The sequence below is a fragment of the Caballeronia telluris genome (assembly GCF_001544495.1).
In the GTDB taxonomy this organism is placed as follows: Bacteria; Pseudomonadota; Gammaproteobacteria; order Burkholderiales; family Burkholderiaceae; genus Caballeronia; species Caballeronia telluris.
The window spans coordinates 23,840-39,593 of record NZ_FCNZ02000005.1 but is presented as its reverse complement, the minus strand read 5'-3'; the positions used below and the strand labels follow the sequence as shown (position 1 = coordinate 39,593).

15 protein-coding genes and 1 pseudogene are annotated in these 15,754 nt (G+C 61.8%); 4 read left to right on the top strand and 12 right to left on the bottom strand.

What is annotated here, in order from left to right; all coding sequences use genetic code 11:
- Positions 1 to 10 precede the first annotated feature (10 nt).
- Both AWB66_RS08155 and AWB66_RS08150 read right to left on the bottom strand, forming a co-directional pair.
- Positions 11 to 2,284, bottom strand: a complete 2,274-nt coding sequence (locus tag AWB66_RS08155) for a two-partner secretion domain-containing protein (RefSeq protein ID WP_235021037.1) — start codon at positions 2,282 to 2,284, stop codon at positions 11 to 13.
- Positions 2,285 to 2,560: 276 nt separating this feature from the next.
- Entirely contained in the window at positions 2,561 to 2,986 is a 426-nt protein-coding gene (locus AWB66_RS08150) for a cupin domain-containing protein (protein ID WP_087629783.1), read from the bottom strand.
- Positions 2,987 to 3,259: 273 nt separating this feature from the next.
- Here AWB66_RS08150 and AWB66_RS08145 point away from each other — a divergent pair.
- Positions 3,260 to 3,716 (top strand): annotated as a pseudogene (locus AWB66_RS08145) (aldo/keto reductase); the annotation flags it as partial.
- A gap of 65 nt (positions 3,717 to 3,781) precedes the next feature.
- Complete coding sequence (locus AWB66_RS08140; RefSeq protein ID WP_087629782.1) at positions 3,782 to 4,210, top strand: (R)-mandelonitrile lyase; 429 nt, start codon at positions 3,782 to 3,784, stop codon at positions 4,208 to 4,210.
- Between the two features lie 74 nt (positions 4,211 to 4,284).
- On the opposite strand, the gene AWB66_RS08135 is transcribed toward AWB66_RS08140, so the two are convergent.
- From AWB66_RS08135 to AWB66_RS08125, 3 genes are all read right to left on the bottom strand, one after another.
- Positions 4,285 to 5,013: an SDR family oxidoreductase gene (locus tag AWB66_RS08135; protein ID WP_087629999.1), complete on the bottom strand. Its 729-nt coding sequence runs from the start codon at positions 5,011 to 5,013 to the stop codon at positions 4,285 to 4,287.
- 180 nt (positions 5,014 to 5,193) lie between these two features.
- The gene (locus tag AWB66_RS08130; protein ID WP_087629781.1) at positions 5,194 to 5,487 is read right to left on the bottom strand and encodes a hypothetical protein; all 294 of its coding nucleotides are present in this window, start codon (positions 5,485 to 5,487) and stop codon (positions 5,194 to 5,196) included.
- Positions 5,484 to 6,020: a phage holin family protein gene (locus AWB66_RS08125; protein ID WP_235021036.1), complete on the bottom strand. Its 537-nt coding sequence runs from the start codon at positions 6,018 to 6,020 to the stop codon at positions 5,484 to 5,486. The genes AWB66_RS08130 and AWB66_RS08125 overlap by 4 nt, the downstream gene beginning before the upstream one ends.
- A gap of 82 nt (positions 6,021 to 6,102) precedes the next feature.
- Between AWB66_RS08125 and AWB66_RS08120 the strand changes: the two genes are divergently transcribed.
- Positions 6,103 to 7,242 carry a YihY/virulence factor BrkB family protein gene (locus tag AWB66_RS08120; protein WP_087629780.1) on the top strand — a complete coding sequence of 380 codons (1,140 nt, stop codon included), beginning with the start codon at positions 6,103 to 6,105 and terminating at the stop codon, positions 7,240 to 7,242.
- Between the two features lie 875 nt (positions 7,243 to 8,117).
- Here the strand turns inward: AWB66_RS08120 and AWB66_RS33630 are convergent.
- The 6 genes from AWB66_RS33630 to AWB66_RS08090 all read right to left on the bottom strand — a co-directional run bounded on the left by AWB66_RS33630 (position 8,118) and on the right by AWB66_RS08090 (position 13,279).
- Positions 8,118 to 8,279 (bottom strand): hypothetical protein, encoded by a 162-nt coding sequence (locus AWB66_RS33630; RefSeq protein ID WP_159462889.1) that lies wholly within the window; start codon positions 8,277 to 8,279, stop codon positions 8,118 to 8,120.
- Between the two features lie 61 nt (positions 8,280 to 8,340).
- A complete protein-coding gene (locus tag AWB66_RS08110) occupies positions 8,341 to 9,678 on the bottom strand; it encodes a short-chain fatty acid transporter (protein WP_087629779.1) in 1,338 nt (445 codons plus the stop codon).
- 57 nt (positions 9,679 to 9,735) lie between these two features.
- Positions 9,736 to 10,695, bottom strand: a complete 960-nt coding sequence (locus tag AWB66_RS08105) for a 3-hydroxyacyl-CoA dehydrogenase (protein ID WP_087629778.1) — start codon at positions 10,693 to 10,695, stop codon at positions 9,736 to 9,738.
- A gap of 2 nt (positions 10,696 to 10,697) precedes the next feature.
- A complete protein-coding gene (locus AWB66_RS08100) occupies positions 10,698 to 11,399 on the bottom strand; it encodes an SDR family oxidoreductase (RefSeq protein WP_087629777.1) in 702 nt (233 codons plus the stop codon).
- A 28-nt stretch (positions 11,400 to 11,427) separates the two neighbouring features.
- Complete coding sequence (locus tag AWB66_RS08095; RefSeq protein WP_087629776.1) at positions 11,428 to 12,480, bottom strand: cyclase family protein; 1,053 nt, start codon at positions 12,478 to 12,480, stop codon at positions 11,428 to 11,430.
- 55 nt (positions 12,481 to 12,535) lie between these two features.
- A complete protein-coding gene (locus tag AWB66_RS08090; RefSeq protein WP_087629775.1) occupies positions 12,536 to 13,279 on the bottom strand; it encodes an IclR family transcriptional regulator in 744 nt (247 codons plus the stop codon).
- A 263-nt stretch (positions 13,280 to 13,542) separates the two neighbouring features.
- Here AWB66_RS08090 and AWB66_RS08085 point away from each other — a divergent pair, with 263 nt between their 5' ends.
- Positions 13,543 to 14,865: an MFS transporter gene (locus AWB66_RS08085; protein WP_087629774.1), complete on the top strand. Its 1,323-nt coding sequence runs from the start codon at positions 13,543 to 13,545 to the stop codon at positions 14,863 to 14,865.
- A 394-nt stretch (positions 14,866 to 15,259) separates the two neighbouring features.
- Here AWB66_RS08085 and AWB66_RS34010 read toward each other — a convergent pair whose 3' ends face one another.
- A complete protein-coding gene (locus AWB66_RS34010) occupies positions 15,260 to 15,733 on the bottom strand; it encodes a hypothetical protein (protein WP_200818950.1) in 474 nt (157 codons plus the stop codon).
- Positions 15,734 to 15,754 lie beyond the last annotated feature (21 nt).

Genomic DNA, 15,754 nt, shown 5'->3' with positions numbered 1-15,754 from the left:
CATTTTTTTATCAATGTTCAACCTGCCATTTCAGAACCGGATGAGTCGCGCCAGCCGGCATCACCCACACGCCGTTCTGCCCGAAATTCCAGGTCGGGCCGAAGCTCGATACGACGCTCATTTGCGCGGTCGTCAAACCGTTCGCTGAAGGAACCGCCGTGCCCTCGAAGACACCGTTGGTGCGGCCCGTCGTTTGCGTGTTCCAGTACACGTCGCGTCCCATCGTGCCGGTGTTATTGCGCACGATGCCGCCGGCCGAAGGCGGCACGCCCGACGGTATCGACGTCGCCGCGAACGATTCGGTGATCGTCCCTGTGTTGAAGTCGACCAGACCGCCCGTGTCGAGCGCGCCAGCCGAGCCCGACGCATACGATTGCCGGATCGTCCCTTCGTTCACGCCGACGAGACCGCCTGCTCCGGTTAGCGCGGTGCCGCTAACCGAACCGCTCGCGTAGGACTGCCTGATCAGGCCGTTGTTCGTCGCGACGAGGCCGCCCAGTTCTCCCGAACCCGTGACCGTTGCGCTGCTGCCCGAGCGTTCGATGATGCCGTTGTTGATGCCCACGAGGCCGCCCGCGCCCGCACCGGAAAAGGCATTGAACGGTGACACGTCACCCGACGTATACGCATGCGTGATGAGTCCGTTGTTCGTCCCTGCAAGCAGGCCGACCGCCGCGACGAACGAGTTCGCTGACGAATCGACGATCCCGACATTGCGCACCACGCCTGCACTGCCGATCGTCGAAAAGAGGCCGACGTAGGCGAGGTACGAAGGATCGGTCTCGTCGTAGCCCGTTATCTTGATGCCCTTGATGACATGGTCCATGCCATCGAACTGGCCGTTGAACGCCGTGTTCGTGCGGCTGCCGAGCGAAGTGAAATGGGTGGTCGACGTGCTTGCGTCGATGTCCTTGCCGAGCGCATAGGTCCCCGCGAGATCGCTCGAAATGCGAGCGAGATCGTCGATCGAATTGACGAGTTCGTAAGCGGTAACTTGCGTCTTGAGACCGCTGTAGCCCGCTGGGCTCCATGCGGGATTGCTGCGTATCGCGCCTGCGGTGTAGGTCCCGTTCATGTCATAGAGCGCCGCGACGGTGCCCGTGCTTTGCGACCAGTCGATCGTGCCGCCGTTGGTTACGCTGCCTGCGTTGTCGATCGCGCCAGCGTCCGCGCGCAAGGTCAGATTGCCCGCGCCCGTGTTCCCGACTGTCGCAAGGGGGCTCACATTCACCGAGTGCTGCGCGTTCAATGTGAGCGATGCGTCGCCGCTCCAGCGCAACGCCGACTGCACGTCGATGTCGCCGCTCGAGTCTTGCGTGCCCGTCGCGTTCACGGTGATCGACGTGCCGCGCGACAGGTTCCTCGCCAACGTTGCAGCGGATCGCGGGCCGGCCACGTAGGCGGGCGCGCTCACGTTCCATTGCGCGGCATCCACGACGACGTAATCGAGATCGAACGTTCGCGCCGTGGTATCTACTGTGCCACCGCTGCCGTTCGCATTCGATGCGCCTACATACCCGTGACTTTCCACAGTGCCGCTATCGGCGACGAGCCACACGTGACCGTCACGCGTCGCGGTGCCGGCCGCGCGCAACTCGCTGTTCTTGCCCGCGAGCGCGAAGATGTTGCCATCGGCGGCTTGCAGATTGATCTGCGCAGCGCGGATCGCACCCTCGTTGGTCACGTTGCCCTGGCTGCCCGCTTGCACGAACACCTGCGAACCGCTCGTCGAATCCTTGAGCAACACCTGACTGCCCGCGGCGAGTTCGACTGTTCCGCGCGGCGCCTCTACCGTGCCCTCGTTCACGACGCTCGCGTGCGAGATCAGGAACACATCGCCCTCGCTCGAACCGATTTTGCCGAGGTTGACGACGACGCCGCAGCTATCGCCGGTAAGCGTGAGCGGGCCGCCTTTCATGAAGGCGTCGTTGGTCATGTCGAGCGTGGATGCAACGAAGCGCCCGCCTGTCGTGACGATGCCGCTCGTCCCGACCAGCACGCCATGCGGATTGATGAGATAGAAGCTGCCTGTCGCGTTCAACTTGCCGTCGATGATCGACCGGTCGATGCCTGTCACGCGGCTAAGCGTTGCGCCCGATCCATTGTCGACGTTGACCCTGTTGCCGCTGCCAATCGAAAAGCTGCGCCAGTCGATGACGCCGCGCGTCGTGGTCTGCGTGATGTCGAGGGCGCTACCATTTGCGCGAATCGCGCCCGTGCCCGCAACGAAGTTGCCGGCCTCGGGCAGTGGACCTGCATGGGCGAGTTGCATCGTGAACAACATCGAAGCGATCGCACGAAGGGGATGCCCTGCCGCGAGTCGTCGATGCCTTGGCTTAAACGCGTCACACACTGAAGTTCCGAGGATCAATGCGATTCTGGCGTGCGGCATGTTCCACTCCAAATTTCTTGTTCTTACATTCGGCCTTAAGTCCCTAATAGTTATAGCAGACGGTTGTAACGCGCACGGCTTGGCGACCCCAGCTAAATCGGACATTGTTATCAGCGATTTTTACCGTCGGTTTCGGACGGCTCGCGATCCGGGGACAGGACAGTCGCCTTAAATCCACTGGTCGTTTTCGACCGTGCGCTCTCCCTTCGTGCCGTCACCCGTGTTCACCACGCCTCGCGGTTCGATCAGCAGCAGCTTTACTTCTGCGCTCGCACAGGGCTTGTGCTCGACGCCCTTCGGCATCACGGCCATCTGACCAGGGCGCAGCACGATCGAACTGACGTCCGAAGGCCCCGTCCGAAAATCGATACGCAACTCGCCTTCGAGCACGATGAACGTCTCGTCGGTATCGGCGTGCTGGTGCCACTGGAATTCGCCTTCGACCTTGACGACCTTGAACTGATAGTCGTTCATTTCAGCGACGACGCGCGGTTGCCAGTAACCGTCGATCAGGCCGATCTTGCCGACCAGATCGATGGTCTGGGATTGGCCGCGTTCAGTCGGCGCGGCAGTGTGGTTCGAGTGCTGGGACATCGTTCTCTCCGTTAAGGGTCGATGCGTTGAAGATACACGTGTTCCCAGCGATCGCGGTGCTTTGCCGCGTCGAGTTTGCCGAGGGGAACGACGCGCGCAGTCGACGTGCAGATAGTTGCAGCCACAAGGCGCGAATCGGTCGTCACGCCGGCCCGGGGAACGCGTGACTACGTGAATTTCTCTCAATACCTCATGCAGCCTCAGGCATATTGTTGAGCGAGCTACAAAAGCCTAAGCTTGTCCCTTGTCATGGGCAAGACGAGGAGATGCAACGTGGAAAAGCGCAAATTGGGGACGCGGCGGGCTGAAAGTGTCGGCGATCGGAGTCGGCTATATGGGCCTGAGCTTCGGCTATGGCCCGGCGACTGAAAAGAGCGAAGGCATCAAGGTGATTCGCGCGGCGTTCGAACACGGCGTTACCTTCTTCGATACCGCGGAGTGCTACGGCCCGTTCGTCAACGAGGAATTGGTTGGAGAAGCCGCCGCGCCATTTCGCGACCAGATCATGATCGCGACTAAGTTCGGCTTCCAGGACGGAGACTCGAAGCAACCGCTCGATAGCCGCTTTGAGCGCATACGCGAGGTGGCGGATGCGTCGCTCAAGCGGTTGAAGACGGATCGCATCGACTTGTTCTATCAGCATCGGGTCGATCCGAACGTGCCGATCGAGGACGTGGCCGGCACGGTGAAGGATCTGATCGCGCAAGGGAAGGTGAAGCATTTCGGCTTGAGATGCTTTGACGCATAGCTCGGAACTCGGACGATACTCTCTTCCCCAACTTAAAGATTAAAGCCATGACCAAAGAAGCTCAGGCCATCATCCGCAACGGCACGAAGCCATCGATCAAGGGACCCGAGAACTGGTTTACCGGCTCAGTTTGTATCGACAGCCTCTTTCAGGCCGAGCAGCCGGCAAGCCTCGGCGGCGGCATCGTGACGTTTGAACCCGGTGCGCGCACCAACTGGCATACGCATCCGCTCGCGCAGACGCTTGTCGTGCTCAATGGCGTCGGCTGGACCCAATGTGAAGGCGGCCCGAGAACAGAAATCCGCCCGGGTGACATCGTCTCGTGCTCTTGCGGCAAGCGGCATTGGCACGGAGCATCCGCGACCACGGCAATGTCGCATCTCGCGATAACCGAATTGCTCGATGGCAAGAACGTCGAATGGATGGAGCCAGTGACCGACGCGCAATATCAGTCAGGAGCGCTCGTCACCGACTAACTGGATGGAAAAAACGGACGCAGTTGCGGGTAAAGAGTTCGGAACGAGGCTAGGCGCTCCAAGAGCATTGAGCGCTAAAGGTCGAAGTTAGTCGGCATCAGCACTACGTCACGAATGGTTAGGCCGCGTTGTCGCGTCAGCATGAACATGATGACTTCAGCTACCTCACTCGCCTCGATCAGGCTGCCCGATGCCTTGGCTTCTTTCAGTTTTTCTTCCGGCCAGTCGGCGAGCAATGCACTAATGACCGGGCCGGGCGAGACCGAGCCGACACGAATTCCATGCTTGAAGACCTGACGCCGCACGGTCTGCACAAAGCAGTTGATCGCCCATTTGGACGACGCATAGACCGGCTCCCACGGCGTCGGAAAGTGAGCAGCCAGCGAACTGGTCACGATGATATCGCCGGTGCGCCGGGCTATCATGTGGGGCAAAACATCGTGGATGTTTTTCATCACGACATTGACGTTGAGATTCAGCATCCGGTCGATCGCCGCCGTATCCGCATCGACTAAATCTCCACCGACATAGGTGCCTGCATTGGCATGCAGGGTATCGATTTGCCCTGTGATTTCCAGCACGCGCGGTATGAGCGCCGAGCAAGCCGTCGGCTCAAGCAAATCTACGACGAGCGGAGTCGCTGCTTCGCCATATTTCTTGCAAATCGACGTCAGTGCAGCCTCATCCCGGTCGACCAGCACCACACGGGCGCCGGCTGAAAGAAGGGCCTCGGTAGTCGCCAGCCCAATGCCGGAAGCTGCACCGGTTACCACAGCGACTTTGTCCTGCAATTTTCCTGGCATCTCTTTCAACTCCCGGGCGTGACGTATGGTCGACTGCTCGTTTGACGGGCAAATATGCGATCTCGCGCCGACCCTGTCAAGGCAATTTTGGGGAGGACAAACCCGGTAACGTGCGCGATAAGCAAACGACGCAATCCTGATTCGGTCACGAAACTAAGCGTACTCTGTTCTAATTCGCGTTTAGCGCATTGTCGAATTCGCAAGCGCGCTGACGGCTCTGGTCGTCCAAGTGCTCAGGCCAGCTTGCAGCGCGGTTTGCAGCGCCCGCCTCGGCCCAAGCACGACGAGGCCAACCAGCAGCGCCGACACCAGCGCCGCATTGGGCGTGCGCAACATCCACGGTCCGACGTTCGCGGCTGCGCTCCATGCCCGAGTTCTAGCCGTAGAGACATCGCGCGGTCGCGCCCTGACGAACTCGTCGCGGGTCTGCTCCATGCGTGCAAGGACGCGTGATTGTGCTTCAGCGTGCTTCATTGACTGGCCTCCTTAATGGCCTGCATGTCGCGCTCGAGTTCTCTGCGTAAGAGTTGGAAAGGCTCCGCAGGACGCCTTGAGCGCATAACCAACCACGCGGCAATCGTCACGAGAAGCCATACGCCCGCCACACCCCACGCGACTTCGACGAAGTATGGGGAAGTGATGGACGTGACGATGACGGCGATCGATATGAACGACAGTGAGAACATCGCACCGATCGCGAGTGCGACGAGTGCGACGCATTCATGCAGCACGCGCGTTTTAGTTTCCGCCAACTCGATCTGAAAAAGGTCGCCATAGTCGGCCACGCGTCGTGCGCAGAAGCGGCTGACATTGCGCCACTGAGAGATCTTCGACTGGAACGTCATGCTTCCACCTCCCTGATTCCCTGGATCATCCAAATTCCCCAAGCAGAGCGCCGAGCGGATCGGTTGCCTGGCGTTAATTCGGAACAGCGCCAGGGTCGGACGCAGTACTCGTGCCCGGAAACTTTTCCAGCCGAGCAACGAAGCAAGGATCAGGACCGGCATGAGCTGAACGTCATTCTTCGATTCATCCGGCCTCAGGCATCGCCAATGCTAGAAGCGGGCAGCAGCGTAAAAGGAGATAATCATGGACAACGCATCCGCGCACGATGTCAAAAGCCGAACGGGCGGCGCCTTCGCGTGGCCCGTGCGCACATTTAAGCGCTTCAGTGAAGACCGCTGCGCGCCGCTAGCGGCGAGCATCGCGTTCTGCTCGGCGTTTTCGCTCGCACCGACGCTCGTCATGGTCATCGCCGTCGCCGGGTTGGTTTTCGGCGCGGAGGCCGCCCGTGGGCGGCTCTTTCATCAGATTAGCGGAATGCTCGGAAAGGACGCCGCCGCAAGCGTGCAGACGATCGTCGAACACGCGCATCGGAGCGGCGACGGCGGCATCGCGGCCACCATTTCGTTCGTGCTGCTGGCGGTCGGCGCATCGGCCACGTTTTCGTCGTTGAACACCGCGCTGTCCATCATCTGGCCCGCCAGGCAGACGATGTCGAGCGTCGCGACGCTGGTCAAGGTGCGGCTGATTTCCTTTGGTCTGGTTCTAGGCGTGGCCTTCCTGCTGATCGTATCGCTTGTTCTCGATACCGCGGTGCAGGCAGCCGGAAAATGGGTCTTCGGTAATTCCCCGCTTCTCATTCTCGGCGATATCGTTCAATTCGTGCTTGGCTTAGTGATCCTGTCGGGTGCTTTTGGCGCGCTGTTGAAATATTTGCCCGACGGCGATGTCAGCTGGCGCGAAGCGTTTATCGGCGGCGCCATTGCCGCAGTCCTCTTCTCGGTGGGCAAGAAGCTCTTCGCGCTCTATTTGACGCATGCGGGAATGGCGAGCGCATTCGGCGCGGCCGGCTCGCTTGCGGTCTTGCTGATGTGGCTTTACTTCGCTGCCGCCGTGCTGTTGCTGGGCGCGGAAGCGGCGGCTTCCCGAGTTGCAGCGCCTAAAGCCGATGCGCAGTGGAAGGAACACGCAGGTCCCAAACGGTCATCAACGCGAACGCCTCCGGCGCTTGCCAATAATACTGGTAGCGCAGTAACAAGGCCGCCTCTCGCGCTTGATCAGCGCGGTCCGAGTACGCAATCGCGCTCGGACGCTTTGGTCAAAATCATCGGCGCGGTAAGGGCCCATCCGAGCCGATTGGCAATGGCCGCCGCCGGGGCGAGTCTCTTCCTGTTCACGAAGACATCGCGCCGCCCGGATGCAAGGAGCCGTTCACGTAAGGCCTGATGGTTCTGAAGAACGGAGGGCGCCTGAGGTGTCAGGCCCGTGGAATGCTTCGAGGAACGCGTACTCATGTCCAGGAAAACTTGATTATGTCCTCGTCTATTCCGCAGAACGAGCCCGGCACCGATGTCGCCGACCAAAAACCGGTTGAGCGCGCAAAGCCGGAGAGCCCGCCGAAATCACCACCGGAAGACGGACAGGCCGACAAGGAAGCGTCCTGACGAGGGCGCACTTGCAAAAGCGGCTGAAGCGCCTGTGATTTGGCACAAGAGTTCGGTGTGCATAACGCGACGCTTTTCAAGGCGTCGCTCCCGTCGACCACTTTCGCGATCGCTCTCGTTCAATCACCATTGGCTGATCGAACCTCTCAGCTATCTTCCGCACGCTGAAGCTGAGGCAAACTCTATCGGCGACTTGGAAACACCGGTCGCCGAACCCGCATTAACCTAAGCCAACGAGGATTTTGATCGCTGGGTGGCCCGAAATGGCGTCACGTGGTCAATCGGGAATGTGCAAACCTAGATTGAACTCGTGATGCAGAACGTTGAAGCGCTCTCACGCCGCTTCGTCGGGTTGCTCGAAACTGCTCAGCGGGCCAAAACGGTAGGGGGTGTCATGCGCGCCAACACGGCACTCGGCAAATTTCGGCTGTGACACTGCGCATGCTCCTTTTTTAGTGATTCGCGCTGGTGTGGGGTTTCTTGCAGCATTTGCTCGGATAACGCTTCGTAACGGTGCTGTACGTCCGCAATCGAGTCGCGCCTGGCGCTCCACCGCGCCGGCGTCGAGCCCTCCGCAACGGTCGCGCAGCATCGCGTTCTAGGCACGCAGGTCGGACAGTTCGGAATCGCGTGCGGAGACAAACGCGCGCAGCCCGCTCACTTCCTGGTGCGGCAATTCGACGCGCAGTTCAGCATCGGCGCGGCGATCGCCTGTGTTGCATCGGCCTTCAGGCGGACCGCATCGTCGAGTCGCACGGCGACGGCTGCCTGCCACCGCACGCGCATCTGTTCACCAATTTCCAGAGGGATGCCGGGCATTGCGCTATCGGTGAGGACCGCACGCAAATGCTGGTTCGACCCAGCCTCGTCAGCAAAGCAATCAGCCCCAGGCAAGTATCGCCACCGTATACACGATGCCGATCCAGAACATCATGATCACCGTGTAGCCCATGATGTCCTTCAGCTTGAGCTTGGAAAGCGCGAGCGCCGGCAAGATCCAGAACGGCTGCACGAGATCGTTCCACGCGTTGCCGAGCATCACGGCCATCGATGTATGACCGACCGAGGCGCCGATCGCCTTTGCGGCCTCGATCATGAACGGCCCCTGAATGACCCAGTGCCCGCCGCCCGAAGGCGCGAAGAAGTTGATCACAAACGAACTGATCAAGCCCCAGAAGGGCAGCGTTGCAGGCGTCGCGATCTTGACGAAGAAGTGCGAGAACGTGTTCACCAGACCCGACGATGCCATGATCGCCATGATCCCCGCATAGAACGGGTACTGCAGGATGATGCCGCTGATCGTGCGGATGCCTTCATTCAGCTTTTCGACATATAGGATCGGCGTGCCGAGCAGGATGATGCCGAGAAAGAGGATGATGAAATTGATCAGGTTGAGATCCATCGAGCCGCCGCTGCGAAAGTAGATCGCGACATAGACGATCCCGATCGCGCCGATCAAATAACTCAGCACGCGGCTGTTGTTCAGGCGGTTCGCCAGCGTGCCGGCCTCGTCGCTCTTATCGGCTTCGGATTCCGGCGACGCGGCCTTCGCCGAGTACTCCAGACTGCGGTCGATCTCAGTCACCGGCTGGCCCGGCTTCGGATGCAGCCATGCATTGAGCAGCGGCAGCGTCACAATCACGACCAGGCTCGTCATCAGCATAGCCGGCGAGAATATCGTCTCGGACAACGGGATCACGCCCATCTGCGCCTCGAGCGGATGGCCCTTGGTGGAGATGAGCACCGGAATGCTCGCCGACAATCCCAGCCCGTACAGCGTGAAGCCGCTGTAAGCCGATGCGATGATCAGCGGATAGTGCACGCCGCGCACGCGCAGTGCGAGTTTGCGCGCGACGATCCCGCCGACGACGAGGCCAAAGCCCCAGTTCAGATAGCTGCCGATGCCGCCCACCAGCGTCGCGACGATGATGGCAATGCGCGGATCGTGCACACGCGCGACGACACGATCGAGCAGGCGCTCGGTCAGGGGCGCTGTGGCGAGCACGTAGCCCATCGCCAGAATCACCGCCATCTGCGTCGTGAAAGCGAGCAGCGCCCAGAAGCCTTTGCCCCAACTCGTCGCGAGCGCGGTGACAGCCTGTCCCTGGACGAGCACAGCGAGAACCATCGTGAGCAAGGTGAGGCCGATCGCGAAGACGAATGGATCGGGCAAGTACCGGCGCATCAGCTCGGTGAAGAAAGCGGTGATTTTCTGCATAGCGTGTCTCTGTCTTTGTCGTTGTTGTCGTGCCTTGCATGTGACGCAAAACGACGATCAGTGGTCTGCGTCTTCCGATTGCTTCCGGTGACGCACGAGTTTCGTCAGCTCTCGATCGCGCCAGGCGACGCGCTCGTTCCAGCGTTCCAATGGCAGCGCACGGCGGCGCTCGGTCTCGACGCGCGCGACGAGCTCGGGCGTCCACGGATCGTGCTGTCCGCGCTCCGCGCCCATGCGGGCATACGACGGCCCCATCTTCTGCGCGTGTGCGGCGATTCCGCCGCGTGTGTTCAAGTCGACCGTCTCGAACGGACCGACCACCGACCAGCGCGGTCCCAATCCTTCGCGCATCACGGTGTCGATGTCGTCGACCGACGCGACGCCGTCGCGAACGAGGCAATAGGCTTCTCGCAACACGGCGCCCTGCAGCCGGTTGAAGACGAACCCCTCCGTTTCCTTCGACACCAGCACCGGCTTCATACCCGCGTCGCGGAACAGGTCCGCCGCGCGCGCAGTCGACGCCGCGGAGGTGCACGGCGCCGGCACGATCTCGACGACGGGAATCAGATAGGGCGGATTGCCCGGATGCGCGACGAGGCAACGGTCGCGCGCGGACAACGTTTCATCGACGAACTTCGACGCCGCCAGAAACGACGACGCGCTCGCGAGAATCGCATGCGCAGGCGCGGCGCGGCTCAATCGCTCGAACAGCTCGCGCTTGATCTCCACGCGTTCGGGCGCGCATTCCTGCACGAGATCGGCGTCGGCGACCGCGCCTTCGAGCGTGTCGACGACCTCCACGCACTCGGCCACCTGACGCACCGCCGCGTCGAGCAGACCGAAGCGCGCGAGCGTCTCCAATCGCTCGACGATTTCCGCCGGCACGGCCTCGCGTCTCGCGGCATCGGGATCGTGCAGGCGCACGCGCCATCCGGCGCGCGCGAACACGACCGCGAACGCCACGCCGATGCTGCCGCCGCCGATGACCCCCGCGCGCCGCAACGTCTCATTGCTCATCGTCAGACTCCCGCGACGCCGACGGTCATGCCGCCGCACACGTACAGCACCTGGCCGGTTACGAAGCCGCTGCGCGCGTCGAGCAGATAGGACGCCGCATGCGCGACGTCGTCCGGCGTGCCGACACGCTTCACCGGCACGCTTTCGATGATCGCGCGCGTGCGCGGCGCATCGGGCGGATTGGCGCGATCGAAGAGCTCGGTGCGGATCGGGCCCGGACCGATGGCGTTCGCCGTCACGCCTAGCGCGCCGAGTTCGAGCGCCCAGACGCGCGTCATGCCGATCAGCGCGGCCTTCGTCGCCGCGTAGGCCGTGCGCAGTTCCTTGCCGAGCGCCGCCCGCGAGGACATGTTCACGATCCGCCCGAAGCCCGCGGCCTTCATGCCGGGCAAGAGCGCCTGCATGCATTGCTGCGCGCAGCGCACGTTCAGTGACCAGGCGCGTTCGAGTTCTTCGAGCGTCTGGCTTTGCGCATCGGCCGGCACCACCACGCCCACGTTGTTGATGAGCCGCGTGATCGGGCCGTCCTCCAGCGCGCGGGCGAGCGCGTCGGCGGTTGCGCGCGTGTCGGACAGATCGGCGATCAGGCCGTCGCCGACCCGGTCGATGACGACGACTTCATAACCGTCGGCCGCGCAGCGAGCGGCGCACGCCGCGCCAATGCCGGCGGCGCCGCCGGTAATCAGGACTCTTTCTCTGGACATGTTCGATATCGAGGGTGATGAATGAAGGTCACACGGTGGCGACCGGCGTGACCGGCGAACCCATTGCGCCGGGCAGGCGCAATGGCGGTGCGGTCAGCATGAAGCGCGAGCGCTGGTGCTTGCGAAGCCAGTCCGCGAGATCGCGCAGATACCACAGCTCGCCAAGCGGCAAACCGAGTTTGAAAAGACAGTGGTGATGCAGCGGCATCGCCGGATGTTCGCCGGGCGATGCGGGCGGCCGTGCCGGATAGCGTTCGACTGCATAGTTGTCGGCGGCGAGCGCCGCGATGCCCGAATCGGTGATCCACTTCAGGAGGCGCTCGTCGCGTCCGTCGAGCGCGCTGCAATGGCTGTTCAGCACCGTTTCGTCCGGATGGCGGTTCATCTCCAGGATCATTTCCGCGAAGCCGGTGCGCAGCAGCAGCATGTCTCCCGTTTCGATTTCGATACCATCGGCATCGAGCACGGACATCAGGTCGTCGTAGCCGATCGTGCGGTGCTCGCGGCCGTAATGCGCGACCAAATCGATCAGCACGCCCCGGCCCTGCATGCCCTTGACCGCCAGGTTTTCGATGCCGAGCGCCTCGGCGCAGCTATGCTCGCCGCCGCATGCGTGTGGCGCGAAACCGTCGTCATGGCGGTAATCGACCGGGCCGATGACATCCTCGTTCGCGCGAAAACCGTTGTAATAGACGCTCTCCGCGACGCCATCGCCGTCGGCGTCGAAGCGGGCACCGACGTGCGCCAGCGCGTCCCACTGCGTCGAGTATTGCAGCGACAGCAACACCTGGTCGTCGCTGACGACGTCCGTCGCACCTTCTTCGTTGCGCGCGAACGGGAAGTTCACGTAGGGCAGGCCGTCACGAAACGTGGGGCGCAGTCGCGGAGGGTGGCGGCGCACGTTGAGCTTGTTGTCGCCGGGAAAGTCGAGCGGCAGGGAGAGCGGGAAGCTCATTCCCGCGCGAATCTCGCGCGCGCCCTTGAGCACCTGCTCGGCGCCGATCAAATTGAGTCGTCCAAACTCGTCATCGGGGCCGAAATCGCCCCAGTTCGACCCTTCGGGCCGGTTTTTCCAACGCATCAAGACATCCTTTTGCTATTCGCGGGCAAAAACAGGGAAGGGCAGTCGACGCCGCCTAACCCAGCAACGATGGCGGAATTTGCCCGTAGACCTCGAGCAACGCCTGAACCGCGTGTCGCTCGTTTTTCAGAAGACGCGCTTTCGGCGCCCCGATCACCAGCGCGAACGCCTCGCCGTGAATCAAGAAGCCGCGTGCCAGTCCGGCGACATCTTCGACGTTCTCGCCCGTCGAGCGATGCCAGCCGTCTTTCACACCTTGCTCGATCTCCCGTTCGAGTACCGCGCGATCGGCGATCGAACCGTCGGTGAATGCCGGCAGCGGTTCACAACTATCGAGCAGCTTGCGGCGCGCGGCCAGTGAAAGCGCGCCGGCGAGCGCTTTACCCGCTGCGCTCGCATGCACATACATGAAGCCGCCCGGCTCGTCGCTGTAACGAATCTTCTGGCGCGATTCCATCACGTCGAGATACACGACCCGGTTGCCCGCCAGTGTCGCCAGCGCGGCGGTCTCTCCCGTCGCATCGCGTAGCGCGCTCAGCAGCGGCTGGAATGCGAGCGTCAACGGGTCTTCGCTGCAGATGTCGCGCGCGACGTGCAGCAAGCGCTGCGTCGGGTAGTAGCCCGCTTTGACGCCGGGCGCGTACAGGTAACCCTTCGCGACCATCGTCTGCAAGAGAGCGTGGCAACTGGAGAGCGGGATTTCGGTTCGACGCGCAATTTCGCTGTAGATCATCGGTTGCCGAACTTCGGCGAAGAGATTGATCACATCGAAGACGCGGGCAGCGGTTTTCACATCCATGAGAACATTATCGACATTCCGATAGATTCGGCGCAATAGACCGAGGGTAAACACCTAAAAAAGGTAGATCGCGCTCTCTTTGCCTTAACGCCACCTCGGGTAATCCCTTGATTGACGCTGACGGACCGCAGCGGTCATAGTCCGCCACCTCGCCGATTGTTCGGATAAAGAAATGTGGTTCGGATAGCGAACAACTGGCGGCAGCCGGGCGGCTATAAAAAAGCCGGCCGTGTGTGAACTGCAATCGATTTTGGAGATGTGTCTTGACAGCTAACGCGCCCGAAAACAGACAAGGCCAGGCCCGTAAGGCGGGTATTGCATCGTTCGTCGGAACGACGATCGAGTGGTACGACTTCTACGCTTACAGCACCGCGGCGGCGCTCGTGCTGGGCAAGGTTTTCTTCCCCACGACCTCGGCGTTGGTCGGCACGCTCGCCGCGTTCGCTTCGTTCTGGGTCGGCTTTCTCGCGCGTCCGATCGGCGGCATCGTCTTCGGGCATCTCGGCGACAAGGTCGGCCGCAAGAAGACGCTGATCGCGACGCTGATGCTCATGGGTTGCTGCACGACCTGCATGGGTCTCTTGCCGACCTACGGACAAATCGGCGTCCTCGCGCCGGTGCTGCTGATCGTGCTGCGCCTGTTACAAGGCATCGCGATGGGTGGCGAGTGGGGCGGGGCGGTGGTGCTGTCGTCGGAGCATGCGCCAAAGGGCAAGGAAATCCTCTACGCGGCGTTCGCCCAGCAAGGGTCGCCCGCTGGCAATCTGCTTGCAACGCTTGCGTTCCTGATCGTCTCGACGCTTCCCGATCATCAGTTCATGACATGGGGCTGGCGTGTTCCGTTCCTCTTCTCGGCCTTGCTGGTCGGTGTGGGATTGTTCATCCGGATGAGCGTCGAAGAGTCGCCTGCGATGCAGGAACTCAAGGATAAGAAGCAGATTGCGAAGCTGCCGATCGGCGAGGTGTTGCGCAATCACAAGAGCCTCGTCGCGATGGGCGTGGGCGCCTGCGTTATCGCGCTTTCCGCGACGTACTTCAAGACCACGTTCGCGCTGTCATGGGCGGTCACGAGCATCGGCTTCGACCGCACGCAGTTCCTCGGTGTGATCACCGCAGCGATCGTCGTGCAACTGATCGTGCAACCCTTCGGCGCCGTGCTCGCAACGAAGATGGACTTGAAGAAAGCGGTGACCTTCATGCTGGTGCCCGAAATCGTCGCGTTGCCATTGATGTTCTCGCTGATCGCGACCGGCTCGGTGAAACTCGCGATGATCGGCATGGCGTTGGCATCGATTCCGCATTCGTTGTACTACGCGGCGATGGCCGGCATTCTCGCGAAGTCGTTTCCGGCGCAGGTTCGCTACACGGGCATCTCGCTGTCATATCAGATCTGCGGCATGCTGTTCGCTGGCACGACGCCGATTCTCGGGCAATATCTTCTGAGCTCGACGGGCAGTATTTGGTCCGTGGTGGCGTTGGGAGTGGTGCATGTTTTGATCACGCTGGTTTGCGCGCTGATGCTCGTCGGACGGATGCATCAGGAGAGCGCGCGTAGCGAGCAAAATGCGACGCTTGTGAGTACGTGAGACGCGGCGGGACGATAAGCGTTGGAGTCGAAGCTGGCCGATCTGCTTTTAGCCGCGCGCGTCCAAGCGTTCGGACATTCGCAGACCGGCGGCTGGATCGGTTTCGTTGTGTCGACGCGCGTTGTTCTTCGGGATCTGACAAGGACACCTCGGCGCTTCTCGCGCGACTCACAGCCCAAGCGCAGTGCTTCCTTTTGCGTCTGTTTTTTGGGGGCTGAGGAGCGATGAAACAAGGAAGTCAGTTGAGCCCGGCGAACTCGCCTGACATAGAATTCGGGCCAATGAAGGCGCCGCGAATCTCTCTAGCGCCGGGAGCATGGTCCACGGGCTGCGATTCGCTTCGCCCGTAGCAAGTGAAGGATGGCGACCATCGGCTGGTAGGCGCGATGCGCGCCTACTGCGCCGGAGTTTCGCTGCGCGTGGCGTGACTCGTCTCGTGCTGGGCGAGACAGCGTCCCGCAGGCGTGACCTTGCCGTTCTTCCTGCCACCGTTCGACATGAGTGTGACGGTCGTTTTGGTCGCGGCGGGATCCCAGCCCTGCTGACAGTACATCGCCACGCAATAGCGCAGCTCCGGCTCGCCTTGATAGTTGCTCTCGAAATGCACTTCGTAAGCGGCATGATGGGCGTCCGCGACGATCGCGAAGTACGAGAACTGGTAGCTGCCTTGCGATGGCGCCTTCGCCGCCGCACGCGCGGCGGCATTCAGTGCCGCCTTGCTGCAGCCAAGCATCATGGCGTCGAGATCGTTGAGGTCTGATCCCGGCGGCACCGCTGGCGCTGCTGCTACCGGCTGTGTCGCGGGAGTCGGCGCACTGCTGCTGCATGCAGCCAGCACCGCAACGCAGGCCATGACAAATGTTTTCATCGCGTTCACCTTCCGGGCATC

Coding starts and splice junctions, on each gene's coding strand:
- AWB66_RS08155 (WP_235021037.1), bottom strand. CDS start 2,284: ATGTTGTTCACGATGCAACTCGCCCATGCAGGTCCACTGCCCGAGGCC.
- AWB66_RS08150 (WP_087629783.1), bottom strand. CDS start 2,986: ATGTCCCAGCACTCGAACCACACTGCCGCGCCGACTGAACGCGGCCAA.
- AWB66_RS08140 (WP_087629782.1), top strand. CDS start 3,782: ATGACCAAAGAAGCTCAGGCCATCATCCGCAACGGCACGAAGCCATCG.
- AWB66_RS08135 (WP_087629999.1), bottom strand. CDS start 5,013: ATGCCAGGAAAATTGCAGGACAAAGTCGCTGTGGTAACCGGTGCAGCT.
- AWB66_RS08130 (WP_087629781.1), bottom strand. CDS start 5,487: ATGAAGCACGCTGAAGCACAATCACGCGTCCTTGCACGCATGGAGCAG.
- AWB66_RS08125 (WP_235021036.1), bottom strand. CDS start 6,020: ATGCCGGTCCTGATCCTTGCTTCGTTGCTCGGCTGGAAAAGTTTCCGG.
- AWB66_RS08120 (WP_087629780.1), top strand. CDS start 6,103: ATGGACAACGCATCCGCGCACGATGTCAAAAGCCGAACGGGCGGCGCC.
- AWB66_RS33630 (WP_159462889.1), bottom strand. CDS start 8,279: ATGCCCGGCATCCCTCTGGAAATTGGTGAACAGATGCGCGTGCGGTGG.
- AWB66_RS08110 (WP_087629779.1), bottom strand. CDS start 9,678: ATGCAGAAAATCACCGCTTTCTTCACCGAGCTGATGCGCCGGTACTTG.
- AWB66_RS08105 (WP_087629778.1), bottom strand. CDS start 10,695: ATGAGCAATGAGACGTTGCGGCGCGCGGGGGTCATCGGCGGCGGCAGC.
- AWB66_RS08100 (WP_087629777.1), bottom strand. CDS start 11,399: ATGTCCAGAGAAAGAGTCCTGATTACCGGCGGCGCCGCCGGCATTGGC.
- AWB66_RS08095 (WP_087629776.1), bottom strand. CDS start 12,480: ATGCGTTGGAAAAACCGGCCCGAAGGGTCGAACTGGGGCGATTTCGGC.
- AWB66_RS08090 (WP_087629775.1), bottom strand. CDS start 13,279: ATGGATGTGAAAACCGCTGCCCGCGTCTTCGATGTGATCAATCTCTTC.
- AWB66_RS34010 (WP_200818950.1), bottom strand. CDS start 15,733: ATGAAAACATTTGTCATGGCCTGCGTTGCGGTGCTGGCTGCATGCAGC.